Origin of the sequence: Pseudomonas sp. SJZ074, from assembly GCF_007828215.1 — a bacterium.
GTDB lineage: Bacteria > Pseudomonadota > Gammaproteobacteria > Pseudomonadales > Pseudomonadaceae > Aquipseudomonas.
Map to the genome: position 1 here is coordinate 104,425 of NZ_VIUE01000016.1, position 22,237 is coordinate 126,661.

Genomic DNA, 22,237 nt, shown 5'->3' on the forward strand with positions numbered 1-22,237 from the left:
TCATGCTCAAGCGACAGCGACGACGTCGAGGATCCGCTGCACGACCCGATCCTGATCGATGCCCGCGGCTTCCGCTTCGAACGACAGGATGATGCGATGGCGCAACACGTCGAACAGCACGGCCTGGATGTCCTCCGGACTGACGAAGTCCCGTCCGGCGAGCCAGGCGTGGGCGCGGGCGCAGCGGTCCAGGGCAATTGAACCCCGCGGGCTGGCGCCGTAGGCGATCCACTCGGCCAACTCCGGGTCGAACTTGGCCGGGGTGCGGGTCGCCATGACCAGTTGCACCAGGTATTCCTCCACGGCATCGGCCATGTACAAACCGAGAATTTCCTTGCGGGCGGAGAAGATCGCCTGCTGGCTCACCCGCCGCTCCGGCGTGGTTTCACCGTGCAGTGCTTCGCCCCGGGCCTGTTGCAGGATGCGGCGTTCCACCGCGGCATCCGGGAAGCCGATCTTGACGTGCATCAGGAACCGGTCGAGCTGGGCTTCGGGCAACGGATAGGTGCCTTCCTGCTCGATCGGGTTCTGCGTGGCCATGACCAGGAACAGCGGCGACAGCTCATAGGTACTACGTCCGACGCTGACCTGCCGCTCGGCCATCGCTTCGAGCAAGGCCGACTGGACCTTGGCCGGGGCACGGTTGATTTCGTCCGCCAACACCAGGTTGTGGAAGATCGGGCCCTGTTGGAACACGAAGCTGCCGGTTTCCGGGCGGTAGATTTCCGTGCCGGTGATGTCGGCGGGCAGCAGGTCAGGGGTGAACTGGATGCGGTGGAACTGCGCCTCGACGCCTTCGGCCAACTCTTTGATGGCCTTGGTTTTGGCCAGGCCCGGCGCGCCCTCCACCAACATATGGCCATCAGCGAGCAGGGCGATGAGCAGGCGCTCGATGAGTTTTTCCTGGCCGAGGATCTGCGTTGAAAGAAAGGTTCGCAGCGCAAGCAGCGCTTCACGATGTTCCATCGATGACGGTTCCTGGAAAGGGTGGCCCAGGGCATTCGGATAATGCCGGGGCTGGGGGCGTTACTTTAATGCATGGCGGGGGGTGGCGACTAACGGGATTTTGATTGGCCGTGTGAATTGTGATCGGCTTGGAAAGATTGTGGGGTGGGTTTGCTTGCCATGAATCCCACCCGGACAGGCGCACTTGCCCCGTGGCGAGGGAGCAAGCTCCCTCGCCACATGGAGCTAATAACAGCCTCAAATATTGGGCTCACCGCAAGTCCTGTGGGAGCGAGCCTGCTCGCGATGACAACGATGCTGGCAAAAGAACAACTCAGCCGTTCCACGCCCCCGAATTCACCAGATTCATCGGCCGCTCACCCGCCAATGCCGCCAGCAGGTTGTCCACTGCGCAGCGCGCCATGGCCTCTCGGGTCTCGTGGGTGGCCGAACCCATGTGCGGGGTTGCCACCACGTTGTCCATGTGCAGCAGCGGTGAGTCCGGGTTCAAGGGTTCGCGTTCGAACACGTCCAGCCCCGCGCCACGGATCTGGCCGTTGCGCAGGGCGTCGATCAGTGCCGCTTCGTCCACCACCTTGCCCCGGGAGATGTTGATGAACAGGGTCTCGGGGCGCATCTGCGCAAACGCTTGTGCATCGATCAGGCCTTGGGTTTCTGCCGTCAATGGCAGGGTCAGGCAGACGAAGTCGGCTTCGCGCAACAGTGTTTCCAGCGAGCAGTAGCGAGCATTGAAGCGCTGTTCGACCGCAGGTTTGGGCGAGTGGCTGTGGTAGATCACCGGCATGCCGAAGCCGAAGTGACCGCGCTGTGCCAAGGCTTCGCCAATGCGGCCCATGCCGATGATGCCCAGGGTCTTGCCGTGGACGTCGGTGCCGAAGTGCCGGGGGCCGATGCTTTGTTGCCAGCCGCCTGCGCGAACCAGGTTGGCCAGTTCCACCACGCGGCGGGCCGTCGCCAGGATCAGCGCGAACCCGGTGTCGGCTGTGGTCTCGGTCAGCACGTCCGGGGTGTTGCTCAGCAGGATCCGGCGTTCGGTCAGGTAGTCGATGTCGTAGTTATCGACCCCCACTGAGACGCTGGCGATGGCTTGCAGGTTCGGCGCCAGGTCCAGTAGCGAAGCGTCCAGCTTGAGGCTCGCCCCCAAGAGACCATGGGCGCCGGGCAGGGCTTGGCGCAGTTGCGCCAGGCCCTTGGCATCGAGGCGGTCGATGAGGGTGACGTCGGCCTGCGCTTGCAGACGGTCCATCAGAGGCGCCGACAGCGCCTTGTACAACACCACGTGCTTTTTCATGAGCGGGGTCTCGATTCAGGAATGGGCAGGCGCCGGGTGTGGCGTCGCGCAATGAGGGTTGGCGCGGTCGCTGGCGCCGGGCTTGAGGGCGAGAGTCAGCACCACCGACAGCAGCAGCGCGCCACTCATCAGCAGGAAGGACATGCCCGGGGAGCCGGTGGAGCCATTGAGGTAGCCCACCAGGTACGAGCCACCGAAGGAGCCCAGCGCGCCCATGCTGTTGATCAACGCCATGGCGCCGCCGGCGACGTTGGCCGGCAGGATTTCCGGAACGATGGCGAAGAACGGCCCGTAGGGCGCATACATGCAGGCTCCGGCGATCACCAGCAGGCTATAGGACCACCAGAAATGCTCAGGCCCCAGCAGGTACGAGGCGTAGAACGCGATGGACGCCACCAGCAGCGGCGGCCAGACGAAGCGCTTGCGCTTCTGTGCCTTGTCCGAAGCCCAGGACACGCCGAGCATGGCAACGACGGCCGCCAGGTACGGCAACGAGGAAAGCCAGCCGGCCTCGACCATGCTCATTTGCAGGCCGGCCTTGAGGATGGACGGCAGCCACAGCACGAACCCGTAGACGCCGATGCTCCAGCAGAAGAACTGCAACGCCAGGATGATGACCTTGGGCGAGCGGAAGGCCTCGGCGTAGTTCTTGACTGCCTTGATGCCGACTTGTTCGGCTGCCAGTACGCTTTCCAGGTCCCGTTTCTCCTGGGCGCTGAGCCACTTGGCCTGGGATGGACGGTCGTCCGCCAGGCGCCACCAGATGAAGGCCCAGAGTACTGCCGGCAGGCCTTCGATGATGAACATCCAACGCCAGTCGAATTGCTGCACCAGGTAACCCGACACTACCGACATCCACAGCATGGTCACCGGGTTGCCGAGGATCAGGAAGGTATTGGCGCGCGAGCGTTCGGCCCGGGTGAACCAGTGGCACAGGTACACCAGCATGGCCGGCATCACGGCGGCTTCGACCACACCGAGCATGAAGCGGATCACGATCAGCCAGTAGGCGTTGGACACCACGCCGGTCAACGTCGCCAGCGAGCCCCAGAGGATCAGGCTGACGAAGATCAGCTTTTTCACGCTGTGTTTCTGTGCGTAGATCGCCCCCGGCACCTGGAAGAAAAAGTAGCCGAGGAAAAACAGCGCGCCGAGCAGTGAAGACAGTCCCGGGGTGATCATCAGGTCCTTGGCCATGCCCGAGGCAGCGGCGAATCCATAGTTGGCCCGGTCCAGGTAGGCCAGGCTGTAGGTGATGAACACGATGGGCATGATGTACCACCAGCGGCGGGTGGCGAGGTTGAGCGTTTGCATGTCGTTGACTCCTGAGCTTGTTGTTTTTGTCGCAGCAGGTGTATTTGCGGTGTGCTTCAGGCCTTTATCGCGAGCCGGCTCGCTCCTACAGATTCAACGGCACCCATGTGGGCGCGAGCTTGCTCGCGATTGGCGTCGTTGAGTTCAGTCGATAACTCGGCTCGAGTCGGCAATCCCTCCATGTCCCCGCGGCTCTGTACCGCGCGACTACCAATCCAATTGGCGCGCTGCACGGCCTCGGTGATGTCCCGGCCTTCCAGCAGTGCACTGATCAGGCCGACGGCGAACCCGTCCCCGGCGCCTACCGTGTCCACCACCCGGGCCACCGGCACGCCAGCCACGAAGCCCTGGCCTTGCGGCGTGCGGAAATAGGCGCCTTGGGCGCCGAGCTTGATCACTACAACGTTGGCACCCTGGTCCAGATAGAAGGCGGCGATGTCGGCCGGGTCGTCGAAGCCGGTCAGCAACCGGCCTTCTTCGAGCCCGGGCAAGACCCAGTGGGCGAGGGCGGCGAGGCGATTGACTTCGCGGATCATCAATGGCTCGCTGGACCACAGGCTGGGTCGCAGATTGGGGTCGAAGGACAGGCTGCGGCCGGCCTCGCGCATGCGGGTCATCAACTCAAGGGACATCTCCCGGGCCGTGACCGACAGCGCGGGCACGATACCGGTGGCGTGCAGGTGCCGGGCGCCCAGCAGCGCCGGGGCGATGGCGTCGATCGACAGGTGGCTGGCCGCCGAGCCGCGACGGAAATACTCCACCTGCGGGTCGCTGCCATCGTCGCTACGGGATTTGAACTGAAATCCGGTGGGGTGCGCGGGGTCGACCGCCACGTGGCGACAATCCAGGCCTTCGCGCTCCAGCGTCTGCACGACAAAGCGTCCCAGGGAATCGGCGCCGACCCGGCTCAACCACGCCACATTGAAGCCCAGCCGCGCCAGGCCGATGGCGACGTTGCTGTCGGCCCCGGCGATACGTTTGCTGAAATGATTGACGCAGGCGAGGTCGCCGCAATGGTCGGCCACCAGCATCGCCATGGTTTCGCCGAACGACAAGACATCGAATTCAGGCATGAGCAGACTCCCGACGGGCTTGTCCGAGGCCGGCAAGGGTGATGACGTGTTCAGTGGTCAACTGCAGCAGGTCATCGCCTTGCAGCGGGTACTCGGCGGCGCGCATCACGCCGGAGGGCATCTGCTTGAACAGTTGTTCCCACAGATGCAGATCGGTCAACGCCGGCGGCACCGCAATCAACTTGCCGTCGTTGCGCCGCGCCACAGCCTTGCAATGCACATACCGCACATGGTGTCCGAGTTTGCGGGCTGCCGTGGCCGCCGATTGCTCCTGCCATTGCCAGTTACCAATGTCGAAAGTCATGCCGATGGGTAATCCTTGCCGCTCGGTGGCGGCGAAGAATCGTTGGAAGGGTTCGATCCGGCCGCCCTGCGTCGTCTGATCGTTCTCTACCAACAACTGCACCGGACTGGCGGCGAGGATGTCCGCCAGGCTGGCAAGGTCGTGGGCCTCGGTGAAATGCCCGAGCGAGACTTTCAGCCATTTCGAGCCAAACGCTTCGGCACGCTGCAAGGCCGGCAACAGCGTGGGATTGGGTTTGGCGCGGTCGGCCAGCCACAGCTCGAGGGGGGATGAAAAAATGCTTTGCAGACCTTGGGCCTGGGCGTCCGCGGCCAATCGGGCGGGTTGTTCATCGGTGAGCAGTTCCTCGCGCCATTCGATCCGCGAAGCGCCGGCGGCGGCCAGCAGCGTGGTGAAACTGCCTTGGCCTTGCTGGCGCACCAGGTCGGCGCCGTAGCTGGAAAGGCTGATGGAAACGGGCGGTTTGTTCATTGTTCTACACCTCTGAAACCGGTTTCAGTTTTGTTCAAAAAAAAGGTTCTGCTTGAGGGCCCCGGTCATTCGGAAAGCCCAAGCGTCGACCCACGCTCAATCAACCGCGCCGCAAAATCCAGGGTTTGCACCGGCCCGTTGTCGCCGCGCAGGCGCTTGAGCAGGCATTCGAAGGCACGGGCGCCGATCTCGGCGGTGGGTTGGGCCAGGGCGGTGATGCCGCTGCCCACCAACGGGTACCAGTCCAGGTCATCGAGGGCGATCAGTCCCACGTCGTCGAACAGATGACAGCCCAGTTCGCGCAACACTTGGGTGACGCCCAGGGCGGCAATGCCGTTGGCGCAGAACAGCGCCTTGAGGCCAGGGCCCGGCTGGGCGAGAAAGGTCTTGATCCGGGACGTCAGTTGATCGTGGATTTCCACCACGGCACCGGCCAGGGCCGGGCGCCGTTCGATCTCCGACTTGAAGCTGTCGACCCGCTCGATCCGAGAACTGGTGCCGTCGAACGGTTCGGTCACCAGCAGCAGGTCGCGGTAGCCGCGTTGTTCGAGATGATCGAGCGCCATCCTCACCGCCGCCGGATTGTCCAGGCCCACCAGGTCGCTGTCGAGCCGATCGACCTTGCGATCCACCAGCACCAGGGGCATTTCGCTGCGCAGCTCGAACAGTTCGTCACGGTGGTGACCCAAGGTGTTCACGATCAACCCTTCGATGTTGTAGGCGCGCAACAAGGCCAGGTGCTGGCGTTCCTGCTCGTCGTCGCGGTCGGTATTGCACACCACTAGGCTGTAGCCGTGGCGGCGGCAGGCGGTTTCCACGCCGTGCATCACTGCAATTGAATAGGGGTTGCGGATATCGGCCACCAGCATGCCGATGAGGCGGGTACGGCCGCGCTTGAGGCCGCGGGCCATCTGGTTGGGACGATAGCCCAGCTCGTTGATCGCCTGCTCGATGCGCCGGGCGATGGCCTCGGAGAGCAGGGCGCGGTCCTCGCCGATGAACCGCGAGACGCTGGCCTTCGAAACCCCGGCGCGTTCGGCGACGTCGAGCATGGTCACCCGGCTGCGTTGGGCGGCGGAGAAAGAATTCACGAATTGAAACCTGCCTGTTGGATTTATTAGTGGCGCTGAAACCGGTTTCAGGAAACCTCAGAACCCGGTAAGTCGTCAAGGTCGTTGTGCGGGAGGGGCGACCGACGGTGGGTGACGATCCAGAGCCGGGAGGCTGGGCAACCGCTATCGCGAGCAGGCTCGCTCCCACAGTGGGGTCGAGGTGTTCCCGGGAATAGTGGCTCCCACAAATTTTTTGTGGGAGCGGGCTTGCTCGCGAAAGCGGTGGATCAGTGGCGATGATGTCGGCTGACACGCCGAATTCGCGAGCAAGCCCGCTCCCACAGGGTTGTGAGGTGTCATCGGAAATAGCGGTCGCCACTAATCCCTTGTGGGAGCGAGCCTGCTCGCGATAGCGGCCGTGCAAACGCTGAAATCAATTCTGCCTGACGTAGGTCCCTACACCCCGGAGGATGTTCTGCAACGTCAGTTCCACCTCCGCCAGATCCGCTTCATCGGTGTCATGGCTGATTTCCAGCACGTCATCGCCATTGAGCGCATCGGCATCTGCCGCGGAGATTTCGATTTTCAGCAGGGTCGGGCCGAGGGTGACTTTCACCCCGTCCAGGGTCGACGGCTCGCCATCAAGGGCGATTTCCAATTCGTCTTCATCGGGGTAGCGGGTCATCAGGAACATTTCGCCCTGCAGGCTGTGGCAGCACAGCATGGCCATGTTGTCTTCTTCGTCGTCGCACGGGTTGGCGATCAGAAGGGTGGTGGTCATTTGCATCGGGACGGCTCCTGGCTCGATGAGCCTTGCGGGTGCGAGGAAGCGGATTTTGCCAGCCTGTGGGATTTACTGCGACCACATGCTTGATCCGTGCGCGATTTCACATCGTGAGGTGCCGATTGCTGCCCAGGCTGCTAGGGTTGTCGATGCAGAGCTAGCCGATGACCGAATATGTCGCAGCGCTGCAAGCAGGGGCCTTGTCGCACTCGTTAAGCTGCGCAACGGATGCGCACTTGCATGGGCGTTTCCTGCAGATGCCCATGATATGGGAATGGAATGTGACCTGCGGGTCTTGTCCAGCTTCACCCACCTGTCGTCCTGTTTCCTCTGCCCGAGAATCAGGAACAGGATGGCCGGCAGCCCGAAAGGGGCTGCACGACGCTTCCATCAATAACAAGCCCAAGCGGAGTACCACAGATGGCGTTCTTCACCGCAGCCAGCAAAGCCGACTTCCAGCATCAACTGCAAGCGGTACTGGCGCAGCACATCAGTGAACAGGCACTGCCACAAGTGGCGCTGTTTGCTGAACAATTCTTCGGCATCATTTCCCTCGACGAACTTACCCAGCGCCGGTTGTCCGACCTCGCCGGCTGCACCCTGTCCGCCTGGCGCCTGCTTGAGCGCTTCGACCACGCGCAATCGCAGGTTCGCGTCTACAACCCCGATTACGAACGCCACGGCTGGCAGTCGACCCACACCGCAGTGGAAGTGTTGCACCACGACCTGCCGTTCCTGGTGGATTCGGTACGTACCGAACTGAACCGCCGCGGCTACAGCATTCATACCCTGCAGACCACCGTGCTGAGCGTGCGTCGTGGCAGCAAGGGCGAGTTGCTGGAAATCCTGCCGAAGGGCACCCAGGGCGACGGCGTGCTGCAAGAGTCGCTGATGTACCTGGAAATCGATCGCTGCGCCAACGCCGCCGAACTCAACGTCCTGAGCAAGGAACTCGAGCAGGTACTGGGCGAAGTGCGCGTGGCCGTGGCCGACTTCGAGCCGATGAAGGACAAGGTCCAGGAGATCCTCACCAGTCTGGACAACAGCGCCTACGCCATCGATGCCGATGAAAAAAGCGAGATCAAGACCTTCCTGGAGTGGCTGGTGGGCAACCACTTCACGTTCCTGGGCTATGAAGAGTTCGTGGTCCGTGACGATGCCGATGGCGGCCATATCGAGTACGACCCCGAGTCGTTCCTCGGCCTGACCAAGCTGCTGCGCGCCGGCCTGACTGCCGATGACTTGCGCATTGAGGACTACGCCGTCAACTACCTGCGTGAACCGACGCCGTTGTCGTTCGCCAAGGCTGCACACCCGAGCCGTGTACACCGTCCGGCTTACCCGGATTACGTGTCGATCCGTGAAATCGACGCTGACGGCAAGGTCATCAAGGAATGCCGCTTCATGGGCCTGTACACCTCCTCGGTGTATGGCGAGAGTGTGCGCGTTATTCCGTACATCCGCCGCAAGGTTGCCGAGATCGAGCGTCGCTCGGGCTTCCAGGCCAAGGCGCACCTGGGCAAGGAGCTGGCCCAGGTGGTCGAGGTGTTGCCTCGCGATGATCTGTTCCAGACTCCGGTGGACGAGCTGTTCAGCACCGTGATGTCCATCGTGCAGATCCAGGAACGCAACAAGATCCGCGTGTTCCTGCGCAAAGACCCATACGGTCGTTTCTGCTACTGCCTGGCCTACGTGCCTCGTGATATCTACTCCACCGAAGTGCGCCAGAAGATCCAGCAAGTGCTGATGGACCGCCTGAAGGCCTCGGACTGCGAATTCTGGACGTTCTTCTCCGAATCGGTACTGGCCCGCGTGCAGTTGATTCTGCGGGTGGACCCGAAGAACCGCATCGACATCGACCCGCTGCTGCTGGAAAAAGAAGTTGTGCAGGCCTGCCGCAGCTGGCAGGACGACTACGCGAGCCTGGTCATCGAGAGCTTCGGCGAAGCCCAGGGCACCAACGTGCTCGCCGACTACCCGAAAGGCTTCCCGGCCGGCTACCGTGAGCGTTTCGCCGCGCATTCGGCGGTGGTGGACATGCAGCACCTGCTGAGCCTGAATGAAAAAAATCCGCTGGTCATGAGCTTCTACCAGCCGCTGGGCCAGGTGTCCGGCCAGCGCGAGCTGCACTGCAAGCTGTATCACGCCGATACGCCGCTGGCGCTGTCCGATGTCCTGCCGATCCTGGAGAACCTCGGCCTGCGCGTGCTGGGTGAGTTCCCATATCGCCTGCGCCACAGCAACGGCCGCGAGTTCTGGATCCACGACTTCGCCTTCACCGCCGCCGAAGGGGTGAACCTCGACATCCAGCAGCTCAACGACACCCTGCAGGACGCCTTCGTCCACATCGTCAGCGGCGATGCCGAGAACGATGCGTTCAACCGCCTGGTGCTGACCGCTGGCCTGCCGTGGCGCGACGTGGCGCTGCTGCGCGCCTACGCCCGCTATCTCAAGCAGATCCGCCTGGGCTTCGACCTGGGTTACATCGCCAGCACCCTGAACAACCACACCGACATCGCTCGCGAGCTGACCCGGTTGTTCAAGACCCGCTTCTACCTGGCCCGCAAGCTTTCCGGCGAGGACCTGGAAGACAAGCAACTGCGTCTGGAGCAGGCGATCCTCACGGCACTGGACGACGTCCAGGTGCTCAACGAAGACCGCATCCTGCGTCGCTACCTGGACCTGATCAAGGCCACCCTGCGGACCAACTTCTACCAAACCGACGCCCACGGCCAGAACAAGTCCTACTTCAGCTTCAAGTTCAACCCGCACCTGATTCCGGAACTGCCGAAGCCGGTGCCCAAGTTCGAGATCTTCGTCTACTCGCCACGGGTCGAAGGCGTGCACCTGCGCTTCGGCAACGTTGCCCGTGGCGGCTTGCGCTGGTCCGACCGTGAAGAAGACTACCGCACCGAAGTCCTGGGCCTGGTAAAAGCCCAGCAAGTGAAGAACTCGGTGATCGTACCAGTCGGTGCCAAGGGTGGTTTCCTGCCCCGTCGCCTGCCACTGGGCGGCAGCCGGGACGAGATCGCGGCCGAGGGCATCGCCTGCTACCGCATCTTCATCTCCGGCCTGCTGGACATCACCGACAACCTCAAGGATGGCGCCCTGGTGCCGCCGGCCAACGTCGTGCGGCATGACGACGATGACCCGTACCTGGTGGTGGCTGCCGACAAAGGCACCGCGACCTTCTCCGACATTGCCAACGGCATTGCCATCGACTACGGCTTCTGGCTGGGCGACGCCTTCGCCTCCGGCGGCTCGGCCGGCTATGACCACAAGAAAATGGGCATCACCGCCAAGGGCGCGTGGGTCGGCGTGCAGCGCCACTTCCGTGAGCGCGGCATCAATGTCCAGGAAGACAGCATCACCGTGGTCGGCGTGGGCGACATGGCCGGCGACGTGTTCGGCAACGGCTTGTTGATGTCCGACAAGCTGCAACTGGTCGCAGCGTTCAACCACCTGCACATCTTCATCGACCCGAACCCGGAACCTGCCAGCAGCTTCGCCGAGCGCAAGCGTCTGTTCGACCTGCCGCGTTCGGCCTGGACCGACTACGACACCAGCATCATGTCCGAAGGCGGCGGCATCTTCTCGCGCAGTGCGAAGAGCATCGCCATCACCCCACAGATGCAGGCGCGTTTCGACATCAAGGCCGACAAACTGACCCCGACCGAACTGCTGAACGCCTTGCTCAAGGCACCGGTGGACCTGTTGTGGAACGGCGGTATCGGCACCTACGTCAAGGCCAGCACCGAAAGCCACGCCGATGTCGGCGACAAGGCCAACGATGCGCTGCGCGTGAACGGTAACGAACTGCGTTGCAAGGTGGTGGGCGAGGGCGGCAACCTGGGTATGACCCAGTTGGGCCGTGTCGAGTTCGGCCTGCATGGCGGCGCCACCAACACCGACTTCATCGACAACGCGGGCGGCGTGGACTGCTCCGACCATGAAGTGAACATCAAGATCCTGCTCAACGAAGTGGTGCAGGCCGGCGACATGACCGACAAGCAACGTAACCAGTTGCTGGCGAGCATGACCGACGAAGTCGGTGGCCTGGTGTTGGGCAACAACTACAAGCAGACCCAGGCCTTGTCCCTGGCGGCCCGTCGCGCATTCGTGCGGATCGCCGAATACAAGCGCCTGATGAACGATCTGGAAGTGCGTGGCAAGCTGGACCGCGCCATCGAGTTCCTGCCGACCGAAGAACAGCTGGCCGAACGTGTCGCGGCAGGCCATGGCTTGACCCGTGCCGAACTGTCGGTGCTGATCTCCTACAGCAAGATCGACCTCAAGGAAGCGCTGCTCAACTCCCTGGTACCAGACGACGATTACCTGACCCGGGATATGGAGACCGCGTTCCCGGCAACGCTGGTGAACAAGTTCTCCGAAGCCATGCGTCGCCATCGCCTGAAGCGCGAGATCGTCAGCACCCAGATCGCCAACGACCTGGTCAACCACATGGGCATCACCTTCGTCCAACGGCTGAAGGAGTCCACGGGCATGAGCCCGGCGAACGTGGCTGGCGCGTATGTGATCGTGCGGGACATCTTCCATCTCCCACATTGGTTCCGTCAGATCGAAGCCCTGGACCACCAGGTGTCGGCCGACGTGCAACTGGAGCTGATGGATGAGCTGATGCGCCTGGGCCGTCGTGCGACCCGCTGGTTCCTGCGCAGCCGCCGTAACGAGCAGAACGCTGCCCGCGATGTGGCTCACTTCGGTCCGCACCTGGCGGCGTTGGGCCTCAAGCTCGACGAATTGCTGGAAGGCCCGACCCGCGAAGGCTGGCAGACCCGCTACCAGGCCTACGTGGCTGCCGGTGTGCCGGAGCTGCTGGCGCGTATGGTTGCCGGTACCACGCACCTGTACACCTTGCTGCCGATCATCGAGGCGTCCGACGTCACCGGCCAGGACGCCGCCGATGTGGCCAAGGCCTACTTCGCCGTGGGCAGCGCCCTGGACATCACCTGGTACCTGCAGCAAATCAGTGCCTTGCCGGTGGAAAACAACTGGCAAGCCCTGGCTCGCGAAGCGTTCCGCGATGACGTCGACTGGCAACAGCGGGCGATCACCATCTCGGTCCTGCAACAAGGCGACGGCACTCAGGACGTGGAAACGCGCCTGGCACTGTGGCTGGAACAGCAGCAGGACATGGTCGAGCGCTGGCGCGCCATGCTGGTAGACATCCGTGCCGCCAGCGCCACGGACTACGCCATGTACGCGGTTGCCAACCGCGAACTGCTGGACCTGGCGTTGGCAGGTCAGATGGTCGTACCGGCCAACTGATCCGGCGTTGAATGAAAAAGCCCCGCATTGAGAGATGCGGGGCTTTTTTTGTGGGTTTTGTGTCGCCCTTCAATCCTGTGGGAGCGGGCTTGCTCGCGAAGGCGGCGGGCCAGCTTGCATTGATGTCGGATGTGCCGTCGCCTTCGCGAGCAAGCCCGCTCCCACAAGGGCTTGCGGCGTTGGTTAGTTTTTCAGCGGGATCAAGACCGCCTCCTTCTCACCCATCACCATGAACACCAGCAGCTTCGCCGGCTCGGTTGCACTGGCGTTTTTCGAGACCAGGTGCTCGGATCCCGCTGCTTCGTACCAGAACTCCCCGGCCTTGTAGGTGATCGCCGGTTCGCCTTTGACCTGGGAGGTAATGGCGCCTTCGAGCACGTAGGCCATGGCCGTGCCCTCGTGTTTGTGGGCGATGGACGACTGGCCTGGGGCGTAGTCGACGGTCAGCATCATGGCTTTCTTGCCCGGCAGGTTTTTCAGCATCTTTTCCTGCAACACCTGGACCTTCTCCGAAGGCGCGGTTTCGTGGGCGTAGACCTGGGCGACGGGTAGCAGGCTGAGGGCGGCGATCAGGGAGAGGGTTTTCATGGCAATGGCCTTCGTGGGTTTTGAGTGGATCCGCGTTGTCGCGGCGATGGATCCACCCTATGCGTGCTGGCGGGGCAAGCAAACGTCCAATCTTTCGGAAGGTCGGTAGACCAATTGGCCTATTACGGATTTGCAACTGACTGGACCGTAACCCTGTGGCGAGGGGATTTATCCCCGTCGGGCTGCGCAGCGGCCCCAAGATATTCGTGACGGCGCCTATCTGGCGAGTGCTGCGCACTCGAGCGGGGCGGTGCGACGTTTCGCTAAATCCCCTCGCCACATGGGGGCCGGCTCGGGAGCGTGGGCCGTTCAGACAATCGGGAAGCTGTTGAAATCCACGCTTCGGGCCAGGCGGTTGTCGATCAGGCCGATAAAACCCTGCACTTCGGGGCAGTTGAAGTGAGCCTGCATGGCCGCTTCCGATTGCCAGCGGGCACTGACAGTCCAGCGGTCGCCATCCACCGGACAGCGGTCGACCATGTAGGCGTCGCAGCCGGGCTGGGTGCGCAGGGTCTCGACGATTTGCTGCAACTGTCGGCCCAGTTCTTCCGAGCGACCGGCGGCGGCTTGCACCTGGACGGTATTGATCACTTGGCGAGACATTGTTCAGGCTCCTGAATCAAGTCGGACGGGTGTTCACAATCAACGACACCCATGCAGGATAGGCCTGCACGGGCGAACCTCAAACAGCCAATCGGCGGATAAGCGGGCAGTCCAATCCCTCAGGCGACCTGCTGCAGGATGTCCCGCAAGCGATCCAGGGCGATGTCGATGTCCAAGACTTCAATGGCACCAAAACCGAAGAACAGCCCCGGTCGTGGTGGCTCTTCGTTGAAAAAACCTTCAAGGCTGTACAGCCCGACCTCGACTTTTTTCGCCAGCTCGATCACCAGCGGCAGATCGATGGGTACTTTGCACAATACCGCCAGGTGGAAACCCGCGGTGGTGGGCACGGCTTCGAACCAGGGCGACAGGTCCCCGGCCATGCGCGCCAGGATCCGCTCGCGACGTCCGGCATACAAGGCATGGCAGCGACGGATGTGCTTGAGCAGGCAGCCTTCGGCAATGAACTTGGCCAGCGCCCATTGGGGCAGGGTGGAGGTGTGCTGGTCGGTGAGGCGCTTGGCCAGGATCACCGCCTCGAGAATCGCCGGCGGCAGGATGGCGTAGCCGAGCCGCAACTCCGGTAGCAGGGTCTTGGAGAACGTCCCGACGTACGCCACGATACCCCGTTCGTCCATGCTCTGCAGCGAGTCGGCGGGCCGGCCCTCGTAACGGAATTCGCTGTCGTAATCGTCTTCGATGATGATCGCGCCGAGCTCATAGGCCCGCGCCAGCAGAGCCTCGCGCCGGGTCTGGCTCAGGGGCATGCCCAGGGGGAACTGGTGGGACGGCGTGACATAGATCAGCCGCGTGCCGTCCGGGATCAGGTCCACCCGCATGCCCTGGTCATCCACCGGCACTCCGACCACCGTGGCACCGTGGGAGCCGAACAGCAATCGCGCCGGTGGATACCCCGGGTCTTCCATTGCCACCAGGCTGCCGGGCCGGGTCAATACCCGTGAGATCAGGTCCAGGGCCTGTTGCGCACCGTTGCACACCACCACGTCATCGTCCTGACAGTTGACCCCTCGGGAAAATGCGATGTGCCGGGCTATGGCATTGCGCAGTGCCGGCAGGCCCCCGGGTTGGCTATAGAAACCCTTGGCATTGGCGATCTGCCGCAGGGCATGGGCGGTGCAGCGACGCCAATCGTCCAGGGGAAACTGCCCTTTGCCGGTGGCGCCGCCGATGAAGTCGTAACGCAATGCGCTTTCGGGCGTCGGATGACGCAGCAGGTCCGGCATGCTGCGCCAGGCCTCGACGACGTCGGCCCCGGCCAGCTCGCGGTGGTTTTGTTTGCGCGTGACCCTGGCCGGCCGCGCATTGACGTAGGTGCCCTTGCCGACGATGCCGGTCAGGAAGTTCTCGTAGGTCAGTTGGGCGTAGGTGTCGGAAACGGTCTTGCGCGAAACGCCTAACTGTTCAGCGAGCAGGCGACTGGGTGGCAGCTGTGTGCCCGCCGCCAGGCGACCGCTTTCGATAGCGCTGCGCAACTGTTGATACAACTGACTTGTCAGGTCCTTGCGGCCGTTGATGACGACATGAAGTTCCATACCCGCGGGCTCCTGGACTATCGCCTGATGACAGCGTCAAAGCTGCAAGATTACCTGCATTGTGCATTTGGATAGAAGTTGAGTAGAGAAAATCCGGCAGATTGGCCAGGCGCACAGTGGTCCTGGTTTTTTCGAGCAATTGGACCTGTCGCCGACGGCCTTCAGGTTTTACCGTGCAAGTATCCCTGTCATGGAGCCCGACATGAGCCAGCGTCTGGATTACTACAGTGCGTCCCCCGGGGCGATGAAAGCGATGATTGGCCTGGAAGCGCTGACCAGCCGCTTGAGTATCGAACCGGCGCTGCTGCACCTGATCAAGATCCGCGCCTCGCAACTCAATGGCTGTGCCTTCTGCACGGACATGCACTCGGTGGATGCACGACGCCTGGGCGAGACCGAGCGGCGCCTGTATGCGGTGGCCGTCTGGCGTGACAGCGGCTTCTTTACTGACCGCGAGCGTGCTGCCCTGGCTTGGACCGAGGCGGTGACGCTGGTGGCCCAGAGCCAGGTGCCGGACGAAGTCTATGCCCAGGCCCGTGCCTGCTTCAGCGAGGAGGAACTGGTGGACCTGACGATGGCGATCAGCACCATCAACAGTTGGAACCGGTTGGCGGTGAGTTTTCGCCAGCGTCCCGGTGATTGAATCTGTAAGTTGAGTGGTGCCTGGTCGGCCGCTTCGCGAGCAGGCTCGCTCCCACAGGGATGGCGGTGAATGCAGGGTAATGTCGGGGCCGCAGCGCACGGCGGGGCCCCGGAGAGGTCAAGCCAGGTTCGGCACGATCTAGGCGACGGCCGCAGCGTTGCGCTCACGCAGCTCCTGCAAACGATCGGCCCCGCCTTCAGCTACACGATTTTCCATCAGGCGGTCGGAGCCACCTTCGGCTACGCGATTCTGGATCAGGCGATCAGACCCACCTTCGGCCAACTGATGCACCGGCGCACCGCTGTCTGTTGCCGAAGCGATATTCGACAGGCCGAAGCCGCCAACCAGTGCCAGTACGATTGCCAGGGACGAGGCTTTTGGGACATTGAACATGGTGATTCTCCTTGCGTTTGATTGAGTGGACCGTGCAACGGGTGTGTCGCTGCTATCCGGTGTGCACAGTTAAACGCCCGGGTGTATCACTGGTGTGTGCCTGAAAACCTCGAAAACGGCAGTTTCGTATCAAACTGCCGTTCATATACAGACCGATACAAACTTCCATGCCGTCATCGTCGGCCTGCAGTGCGTCACTGGGCCTCGGGAACCGCCAGCCATTGCCCGATGATTTTCTGGTAGCTGCCGTTCGCCTTGCTCAGGTGCAACCACTGGTCAACGTACATTTTCCAGGTGGTGTCGTCCCGAGGCAGCAAGTATGCCTTCTCGCCGTATTGCAGGTAGTGGGTCGGGTTGACGGCGCACAGGCCAGGCTTGAGTTTCTGCTGGTAGAGCGCTTCCGAGGCGTCGGTGATCATCACGTCGGCTTTCTTGTCCAGCAGTTCCTGGAAGATGGTCACGTTGTCGTGAAAGCTCAGCTGGCCCTTGGGCACGAAGGCGCGGACGAAGGCTTCGTTGGTGCCGCCAGCTGGCTCCACCAGGCGTACCGAAGGCTGGTTGATCTGCTCCAGGGTCTGGTAGCGCGACTGGTCTTCGCAACGGACCAGTGGGATCTTGCCATCCACGTCCAGGGTGTTGCTGAAGTAGGCTTTCTTCTGGCGTTCGAGGGTCACCGAGATCCCACCCATGCCAATGTCGCATTTGCCCTCGGTCATATCCGGCATCAGGGTCTTCCAGGTGGTCTGTACCCACTGGACCTTGACGCCCAGGCTTGCGGCCAGGGAGCGCGCCATATCGGTGTCGATGCCTTCGTATTCGCCACCTTCGTTTTTGTAGGTGTAGGGCTTGTAGTCGCCGGTGGTGCAAACCTTCAACTCACCACGCTGCAGGACCTGGTCAAGGTGCGAAGGCGCCGGTTCGGCCTGGGCGCCGCAGGACAGTGCCAGCAGGCCACATAAGGTCATTGTGTTTGTTATATTTTTCATCGGGGCACACGTCTCGCAAGGGAAGGGGACAGGACGGGGCAGTGTAGTAAAAGTATTTGCGAACTGTCACGGGCACGTCGGCTACTCAAGGCGCGGTCGCTTCGGGTCGTTGCTGGAGGCTTTCGAGGTAGGCGCAGAACATATCGGCCATGGCGCCGGCATAAATCTCAATTTCTCCAGGCGAGCGCGGTGTGATCGAAAATTGCTTTCCCACCTTGCTTAGGGTCGTGATGATCAGGTCGCCCGCCAGGCTTCGGGTTTGTGCAGAGGCGGCCGGCAGCACCTCCAGCATGAAGGTGTCGACCGACTGCTGGACCGCCACCCGTGCCGCCCGGGCCTCGGGGGCATCGCGGTAGAGCGGGGCGGCGTCATCGAGCGCGCCACGCATCTGGGCCTCGTCGCATTCGGACTGGACAAAGGCCCTGACAAGGCTATGCAGCCGCTCGAAAGGCGGCCTCACCTGATCGTCAAGAATCCCGCGCAGCATGTCGCTGGTTTGCCGCCACTCATCACTTTGCAGGCGGAACAGGATAGCCGCCTTGTTCGGGAAGTACTGATATATCGATCCGACGCTGACACCGGCTCGCTCGGCCACGCGGGCCATGGTGAAGCGCGAGGCGCCCTGGCTCGCCAGAACCTGGACAGCGGCCTCCAGAATGGCTGCGACGAGCTCGGTGGAACGCACCTGCTTGGGCTGTTTGCGCGAGGAAATCTGCGGGCTTGGGCGTTCAGACATGGAGGCATCAACCTCGGAGGGGAATGCGATTTAACCTCACAGACCCCTATCGGGCAATGATCCCATGGTCGATCGCGTACTTCGCCAGGGCCGCGGGTTTGTCGATGTTGAGCTTGCGGCGGATGCTCAGGCGGTGGGTCTCGACGGTGCGCACGCTGATGTCCAGCTCGCGGGCCATCTCCTTGTTGTTGAGCCCCTGGACCATTTTGAGCAGCACCTGGCGCTCACGGGGTGTCAGATCGTCATCGGTGTCGGGGGCAGTGGCGAGCCGCTGGGCGATCTCAGCGCTGTAGAAGGTGCCGCCGCCGATTATGGCCTCGATGGCGGCGATGATCTCCCGTGAAGGTGCATTTTTGAGAACGTAGCCGCTGGCTCCGGAGCGCACCGACTCGCTCACGTACTCATGATTGTCGTACATGCTCAGGATCAGGATCTTGAGGCCGGGGTACTGTTTGCCCAGCAGGCGGGTCAATTCAAGCCCGTTCATGTCCTTGAGGCCGATGTCCATCAGCAGCAGGTCCGGCTGGCAGCGCCCGACCATCTCGATTGCCTGCGCGCCGTTCTCGGCTTCGCCCACCACGTCCAGTTGGGGCATGACGGACAGCAAGGCGCGGATGCCATCGCGGACCAGGGAGTGATCGTCAACCAGCGCGACGCGGATCGCAGGGGGCAGGTTCATCGGCAAGTGCTCTTGGTGTAAGGAGGGCGCATCAGCTTTCCGTGGCCGACAGGTCCATGGGCAACAAGACGTCCAGTTCACTTCGCCCCGGTGTCGACGTCAACTCCAGTCGCCCGCCGAAATGTTCGACCCGTTCGCGGATGTTCCGCAGGCCGATGCCGGCATGGCCACGTTCGACCTGCGGGACGTTGAAGCCCATTCCGTCATCCACCACCGTCAGGCGCAAGGATTGAGCCGAGCCAAACAAGGTGATCGCGACACGTTTCGCCCCGGCGTGGCGTTCGATATTGGTCAGGGCTTCCTGGGCGATGCGGAACAACGAGACCGGGGCGCCATTCTCCAGCCGGCAATCGAACTCATTGCATCGGTAGGACACCTCGAGCCCGCTGCGTTGTTCGAATTCCGCCGCGAGCTGGCCGATGGCGGCGGGCAGGCCCAGGGTGTCGAGCAGGGAAGAGCGCAAGTCGTGGGAGATGCTGCGGATTTCACCGATGGCTTCCCCCAGTCGATCCGTTGCGTTCTTGAGGATGCCCAGGCCGTTTCCCTGACCGTTTTCGAGCACATGACTGGCCAGCTCGAACTGGAACTTGATCGACACCAGCAACTGGCTGATGCCATCGTGGAGTTCGCGGGACACCCGCGAGCGTTCCTCCTCCTGCAAGCTGACAATACGCTGGTTCAGCCGCTGCAGCTTTTTGTCGGCCAGGCGATGCTCGCTCACGTTGAGGGTCATGCCGCCGGCGAAGACCAGCAGGACCGCCACCAGTGCGATGGCGGCAATGGCCTGCATGGTGGTGTGGATGCCATGGGCGACTTCGTCGCGCGCCTGTTGGGTGGCGCGCTCGACATCTTCCAGGTAGATCCCGGTGCCGAGCATCCAGCCCCATCGATCCAGCATCACCACGTAGGCCAGCTTTTCGGTCACCTGGCCGGAGGAGGGCTTGTTCCAGGCATAGCGCTGGAAACCTTCGCCGGACTCGGCGCTCTTGATCAATGCCTGGATGACAGACAGGCCGTGGGGGTCTTTCATGTCCCAGAGGTATTTGCCCACCAGTTCCGACTGGCGCGCGTGCATCAGGCTGCGGCCCTGACGGTCATAGACGAAGAAATAGCCGTTGATGCCGAAGCTGAGCTTGCGCAGCTCTTCGAGCACCTGTTGCTGTGCGCGTTCGTCGCCAAGGCCGCCGTTGTACAGCGGAGCAATCAGGCTCTGCGCCATCTCGACATAGTTCTTCAGCTCGGCGCGCTTGCTGGCGAGGATGCTGTCTTCGATCAGTTGCGCCTGTTGATCGCCCAACTGGCGGTTGAGCGAGATCACCAGCGCGCAGATGACGGCAATCGCCAGGACCAGGGGCAGGATCCCGAGGGCGACGATTTTGTGTTTGAGCAGCATCTGTACTCCTGCCAGGGCCTGACGGGGGGGAGGTGGATGGTCGGCATCATATGCCAAACACATGCTCGCTCAAATCCTGCTGATGCGAAGTCCAGGACTTGTGGGAGCGGGCTTGCTCGCGAATGCGGTGTGTCAGGTAGAGAGCATGCCACTGACACACCGCATTCGCGAGCAAGCCCGCTCCCACGGAGAGCAGTGCGTCTACGTAGTACTACGGATTTATTTATTGACGTCGGACAGGGATATTGGGCCCGCTCCGAATAGCCGGGGCACACTATAAAAACAATCGCCGCAGTCCACTGGACCTCGGCAGGAGACACGCAATGACAACCCGTCTGGTTAAACACCTCGCCTGGTTTGCCGTGGCTGTTCTGGGAGCCTGTGCGTTGAGTGTCGTGGCTTTGCGCCGCGGCGAACCCATCAACGCCCTCTGGATCGTCGTCGCAGCCGTCGCGATCTACCTGGTCGCCTACCGCTACTACAGCCTCTTTATCGCCAACAATGTGATGCAACTCGATGCGCGCCGGGCCACCCCTGCCGTGCTCAATAACGATGGCCTGGACTTCGTCCCGACCAACAAGCACATCCTCTTCGGTCACCACTTCGCCGCCATTGCCGGCGCGGGGCCGCTGGTCGGGCCGGTGCTGGCGGCACAGATGGGCTACCTGCCCGGCACGCTCTGGCTGATCGCCGGCGTGGTGCTGGCCGGGGCCGTGCAGGACTTCATGATCCTGTTCCTCTCCACCCGCCGCAACGGTCGTTCCCTGGGCGACATGGTCCGCGAGGAAATGGGCCGCATCCCCGGCACCATCGCGCTGTTCGGCTGCTTCCTGATCATGATCATCATCCTCGCGGTGCTGGCGCTGATCGTGGTCAAGGCCCTGGCCGAAAGCCCGTGGGGGATCTTCACCGTGATGGCGACCATCCCGATCGCGATGTTCATGGGCGTCTACATGCGCTACATCCGCCCGGGCCGCATCGGTGAAATCTCGCTCATCGGCGTGCTGTTGCTGCTGGGGTCGATCTGGCTGGGCGGGCAGGTCGCCGCCGACCCGGTCTGGGCCAAGGCCTTCACCTTCACCGGGATCCAGATCACCTGGATGCTGATCGGCTACGGCTTCGTCGCGGCGGTGCTGCCGGTGTGGCTGATCCTGGCCCCGCGGGACTACCTGTCGACCTTCCTCAAGATCGGCACCATCGTCGCCCTGGCGATCGGCATCCTGATCACCATGCCCGAGCTGAAAATGCCGGCGCTGACCCAGTTCACCAACGGCCTGGGCCCGGTGTGGAAGGGCGGGCTGTTCCCGTTCCTGTTCATCACCATCGCCTGCGGCGCGGTCTCGGGCTTCCATGCGCTGATCTCCTCGGGCACCACGCCCAAGCTGCTGGACAACGAAACCAACGCCCGCTACATCGGCTACGGCGGCATGCTGATGGAGTCCTTCGTGGCGATCATGGCCATGGTCGCCGCGTCGGTGATCGAGCCGGGCGTGTACTTCGCCATGAACAGCCCGGCGGCGGTGGTCGGCGGTGACGTCGTGGCCGTGGCCCAGACCATCAGCGGCTGGGGCTTTGCCATTACCCCGGACGCGCTGCAGGCGGTGGCTCGGGACATCGGCGAAACCACCGTCCTGGCCCGTGCCGGCGGTGCGCCGACCCTGGCGGTCGGTATTGCGCAGATCCTGCACTCGGTGCTGCCGGGTGAGAACACCATGGCATTCTGGTACCACTTCGCGATCCTGTTCGAAGCGCTGTTCATCCTCACCGCGGTGGACGCCGGCACCCGTGCCGGGCGGTTCATGCTGCAGGACCTGCTGGGCTCGTTCGTGCCATCGCTCAAGCGCACCGAATCCTGGACCGCCAACCTGATCGCCACCGCCGGTTGCGTGGCACTGTGGGGTTATCTGCTGTACCAGGGCGTGATCGATCCGCTGGGCGGCATCAACACCTTGTGGCCGCTGTTCGGCATCTCCAACCAGATGCTGGCCGGTATCGCCCTGATGCTCGGCACCGTGGTGCTGATCAAGATGAAGCGCCAGCGCTACATCTGGGTCACGCTGCTACCGGCGGCCTGGCTGCTGATCTGCACCACCACGGCGGGCCTGATCAAGCTGTTCGA

At 62.7% G+C, this 22,237-nt stretch carries 18 protein-coding genes; 3 read left to right on the forward strand and 15 right to left on the reverse strand.

Annotation, left to right across the window (positions count from 1 at the left end):
• Positions 1 to 6: 6 nt before the first annotated feature.
• From FBX99_RS17405 to FBX99_RS17435, 7 genes are all read right to left on the reverse strand, one after another.
• Complete coding sequence (locus tag FBX99_RS17405; RefSeq protein WP_024779683.1) at positions 7 to 966, reverse strand: MoxR family ATPase; 960 nt, start codon at positions 964 to 966, stop codon at positions 7 to 9.
• Positions 967 to 1,279: 313 nt separating this feature from the next.
• The gene (locus tag FBX99_RS17410) at positions 1,280 to 2,257 is read right to left on the reverse strand and encodes a D-glycerate dehydrogenase (protein ID WP_145132313.1); all 978 of its coding nucleotides are present in this window, start codon (positions 2,255 to 2,257) and stop codon (positions 1,280 to 1,282) included.
• Between the two features lie 15 nt (positions 2,258 to 2,272).
• The gene (locus FBX99_RS17415) at positions 2,273 to 3,571 is read right to left on the reverse strand and encodes an MFS transporter (RefSeq protein WP_145132316.1); all 1,299 of its coding nucleotides are present in this window, start codon (positions 3,569 to 3,571) and stop codon (positions 2,273 to 2,275) included.
• Positions 3,572 to 3,627: 56 nt separating this feature from the next.
• Positions 3,628 to 4,644, reverse strand: coding sequence for a sugar kinase (locus FBX99_RS17420; RefSeq protein WP_144931126.1), 1,017 nt, complete (start codon positions 4,642 to 4,644; stop codon positions 3,628 to 3,630).
• Positions 4,637 to 5,419 (reverse strand): sugar phosphate isomerase/epimerase, encoded by a 783-nt coding sequence (locus FBX99_RS17425; protein WP_144931128.1) that lies wholly within the window; start codon positions 5,417 to 5,419, stop codon positions 4,637 to 4,639. The genes FBX99_RS17420 and FBX99_RS17425 overlap by 8 nt, the downstream gene beginning before the upstream one ends.
• 65 nt (positions 5,420 to 5,484) lie before the next feature.
• Positions 5,485 to 6,510: a LacI family DNA-binding transcriptional regulator gene (locus FBX99_RS17430; protein ID WP_144931130.1), complete on the reverse strand. Its 1,026-nt coding sequence runs from the start codon at positions 6,508 to 6,510 to the stop codon at positions 5,485 to 5,487.
• A 394-nt stretch (positions 6,511 to 6,904) separates the two neighbouring features.
• A complete protein-coding gene (locus tag FBX99_RS17435; RefSeq protein WP_144931132.1) occupies positions 6,905 to 7,258 on the reverse strand; it encodes a hypothetical protein in 354 nt (117 codons plus the stop codon).
• A gap of 417 nt (positions 7,259 to 7,675) precedes the next feature.
• Here FBX99_RS17435 and FBX99_RS17440 point away from each other — a divergent pair, with 417 nt between their 5' ends.
• Positions 7,676 to 12,544, forward strand: a complete 4,869-nt coding sequence (locus FBX99_RS17440; protein WP_145132318.1) for an NAD-glutamate dehydrogenase — start codon at positions 7,676 to 7,678, stop codon at positions 12,542 to 12,544.
• A gap of 183 nt (positions 12,545 to 12,727) precedes the next feature.
• On the opposite strand, the gene FBX99_RS17450 is transcribed toward FBX99_RS17440, so the two are convergent.
• From FBX99_RS17450 to FBX99_RS17460, 3 genes are all read right to left on the reverse strand, one after another.
• Positions 12,728 to 13,132, reverse strand: a complete 405-nt coding sequence (locus FBX99_RS17450) for a cupin domain-containing protein (RefSeq protein ID WP_144931136.1) — start codon at positions 13,130 to 13,132, stop codon at positions 12,728 to 12,730.
• A 309-nt stretch (positions 13,133 to 13,441) separates the two neighbouring features.
• Positions 13,442 to 13,735 carry an antibiotic biosynthesis monooxygenase family protein gene (locus FBX99_RS17455; RefSeq protein WP_041021156.1) on the reverse strand — a complete coding sequence of 98 codons (294 nt, stop codon included), beginning with the start codon at positions 13,733 to 13,735 and terminating at the stop codon, positions 13,442 to 13,444.
• Between the two features lie 119 nt (positions 13,736 to 13,854).
• Positions 13,855 to 15,288, reverse strand: coding sequence for a PLP-dependent aminotransferase family protein (locus FBX99_RS17460; protein WP_144931137.1), 1,434 nt, complete (start codon positions 15,286 to 15,288; stop codon positions 13,855 to 13,857).
• A 202-nt stretch (positions 15,289 to 15,490) separates the two neighbouring features.
• On the opposite strand from FBX99_RS17460, the gene FBX99_RS17465 reads away from it, so the two are divergent.
• Positions 15,491 to 15,931, forward strand: coding sequence for a carboxymuconolactone decarboxylase family protein (locus tag FBX99_RS17465; RefSeq protein WP_144931139.1), 441 nt, complete (start codon positions 15,491 to 15,493; stop codon positions 15,929 to 15,931).
• A 138-nt stretch (positions 15,932 to 16,069) separates the two neighbouring features.
• Here FBX99_RS17465 and FBX99_RS17470 read toward each other — a convergent pair whose 3' ends face one another.
• The 5 genes from FBX99_RS17470 to FBX99_RS17490 all read right to left on the reverse strand — a co-directional run bounded on the left by FBX99_RS17470 (position 16,070) and on the right by FBX99_RS17490 (position 20,118).
• On the reverse strand, positions 16,070 to 16,324 hold the full coding sequence (locus FBX99_RS17470) for a phage infection protein (RefSeq protein WP_144931141.1): 255 nt from the start codon (positions 16,322 to 16,324) through the stop codon (positions 16,070 to 16,072).
• Between the two features lie 194 nt (positions 16,325 to 16,518).
• Positions 16,519 to 17,310, reverse strand: coding sequence for a transporter substrate-binding domain-containing protein (locus tag FBX99_RS17475; protein ID WP_144931143.1), 792 nt, complete (start codon positions 17,308 to 17,310; stop codon positions 16,519 to 16,521).
• Between the two features lie 85 nt (positions 17,311 to 17,395).
• Positions 17,396 to 18,046 carry a TetR family transcriptional regulator gene (locus FBX99_RS17480; RefSeq protein WP_144931145.1) on the reverse strand — a complete coding sequence of 217 codons (651 nt, stop codon included), beginning with the start codon at positions 18,044 to 18,046 and terminating at the stop codon, positions 17,396 to 17,398.
• Between the two features lie 46 nt (positions 18,047 to 18,092).
• Entirely contained in the window at positions 18,093 to 18,725 is a 633-nt protein-coding gene (locus FBX99_RS17485) for a response regulator transcription factor (protein WP_144931147.1), read from the reverse strand.
• 31 nt (positions 18,726 to 18,756) lie between these two features.
• The gene (locus FBX99_RS17490) at positions 18,757 to 20,118 is read right to left on the reverse strand and encodes a cache domain-containing protein (protein WP_145132320.1); all 1,362 of its coding nucleotides are present in this window, start codon (positions 20,116 to 20,118) and stop codon (positions 18,757 to 18,759) included.
• Positions 20,119 to 20,441: 323 nt separating this feature from the next.
• Here FBX99_RS17490 and FBX99_RS17495 point away from each other — a divergent pair.
• Positions 20,442 to 22,237 (forward strand): carbon starvation CstA family protein (locus FBX99_RS17495; protein WP_145132322.1); only part of this gene is annotated, 1,796 nt, incomplete at its 3' end.

Excerpts from the sequence above, each read along its gene's own strand:
- FBX99_RS17470 (WP_144931141.1), bottom strand. The coding sequence starts at position 16,324 with ATGTTCAATGTCCCAAAAGCCTCGTCCCTGGCAATCGTACTGGCACTG.
- FBX99_RS17480 (WP_144931145.1), bottom strand. The coding sequence starts at position 18,046 with ATGTCTGAACGCCCAAGCCCGCAGATTTCCTCGCGCAAACAGCCCAAG.
- FBX99_RS17460 (WP_144931137.1), bottom strand. The coding sequence starts at position 15,288 with ATGGAACTTCATGTCGTCATCAACGGCCGCAAGGACCTGACAAGTCAG.
- FBX99_RS17425 (WP_144931128.1), bottom strand. The coding sequence starts at position 5,419 with ATGAACAAACCGCCCGTTTCCATCAGCCTTTCCAGCTACGGCGCCGAC.
- FBX99_RS17485 (WP_144931147.1), bottom strand. The coding sequence starts at position 18,725 with ATGAACCTGCCCCCTGCGATCCGCGTCGCGCTGGTTGACGATCACTCC.
- FBX99_RS17435 (WP_144931132.1), bottom strand. The coding sequence starts at position 7,258 with ATGCAAATGACCACCACCCTTCTGATCGCCAACCCGTGCGACGACGAA.
- FBX99_RS17475 (WP_144931143.1), bottom strand. The coding sequence starts at position 17,310 with ATGAAAAATATAACAAACACAATGACCTTATGTGGCCTGCTGGCACTG.
- FBX99_RS17450 (WP_144931136.1), bottom strand. The coding sequence starts at position 13,132 with ATGAAAACCCTCTCCCTGATCGCCGCCCTCAGCCTGCTACCCGTCGCC.
- FBX99_RS17490 (WP_145132320.1), bottom strand. The coding sequence starts at position 20,118 with ATGCTGCTCAAACACAAAATCGTCGCCCTCGGGATCCTGCCCCTGGTC.
- FBX99_RS17405 (WP_024779683.1), bottom strand. The coding sequence starts at position 966 with ATGGAACATCGTGAAGCGCTGCTTGCGCTGCGAACCTTTCTTTCAACG.
- FBX99_RS17420 (WP_144931126.1), bottom strand. The coding sequence starts at position 4,644 with ATGCCTGAATTCGATGTCTTGTCGTTCGGCGAAACCATGGCGATGCTG.
- FBX99_RS17440 (WP_145132318.1), top strand. The coding sequence starts at position 7,676 with ATGGCGTTCTTCACCGCAGCCAGCAAAGCCGACTTCCAGCATCAACTG.
- FBX99_RS17465 (WP_144931139.1), top strand. The coding sequence starts at position 15,491 with ATGAGCCAGCGTCTGGATTACTACAGTGCGTCCCCCGGGGCGATGAAA.
- FBX99_RS17455 (WP_041021156.1), bottom strand. The coding sequence starts at position 13,735 with ATGTCTCGCCAAGTGATCAATACCGTCCAGGTGCAAGCCGCCGCCGGT.
- FBX99_RS17410 (WP_145132313.1), bottom strand. The coding sequence starts at position 2,257 with ATGAAAAAGCACGTGGTGTTGTACAAGGCGCTGTCGGCGCCTCTGATG.
- FBX99_RS17415 (WP_145132316.1), bottom strand. The coding sequence starts at position 3,571 with ATGCAAACGCTCAACCTCGCCACCCGCCGCTGGTGGTACATCATGCCC.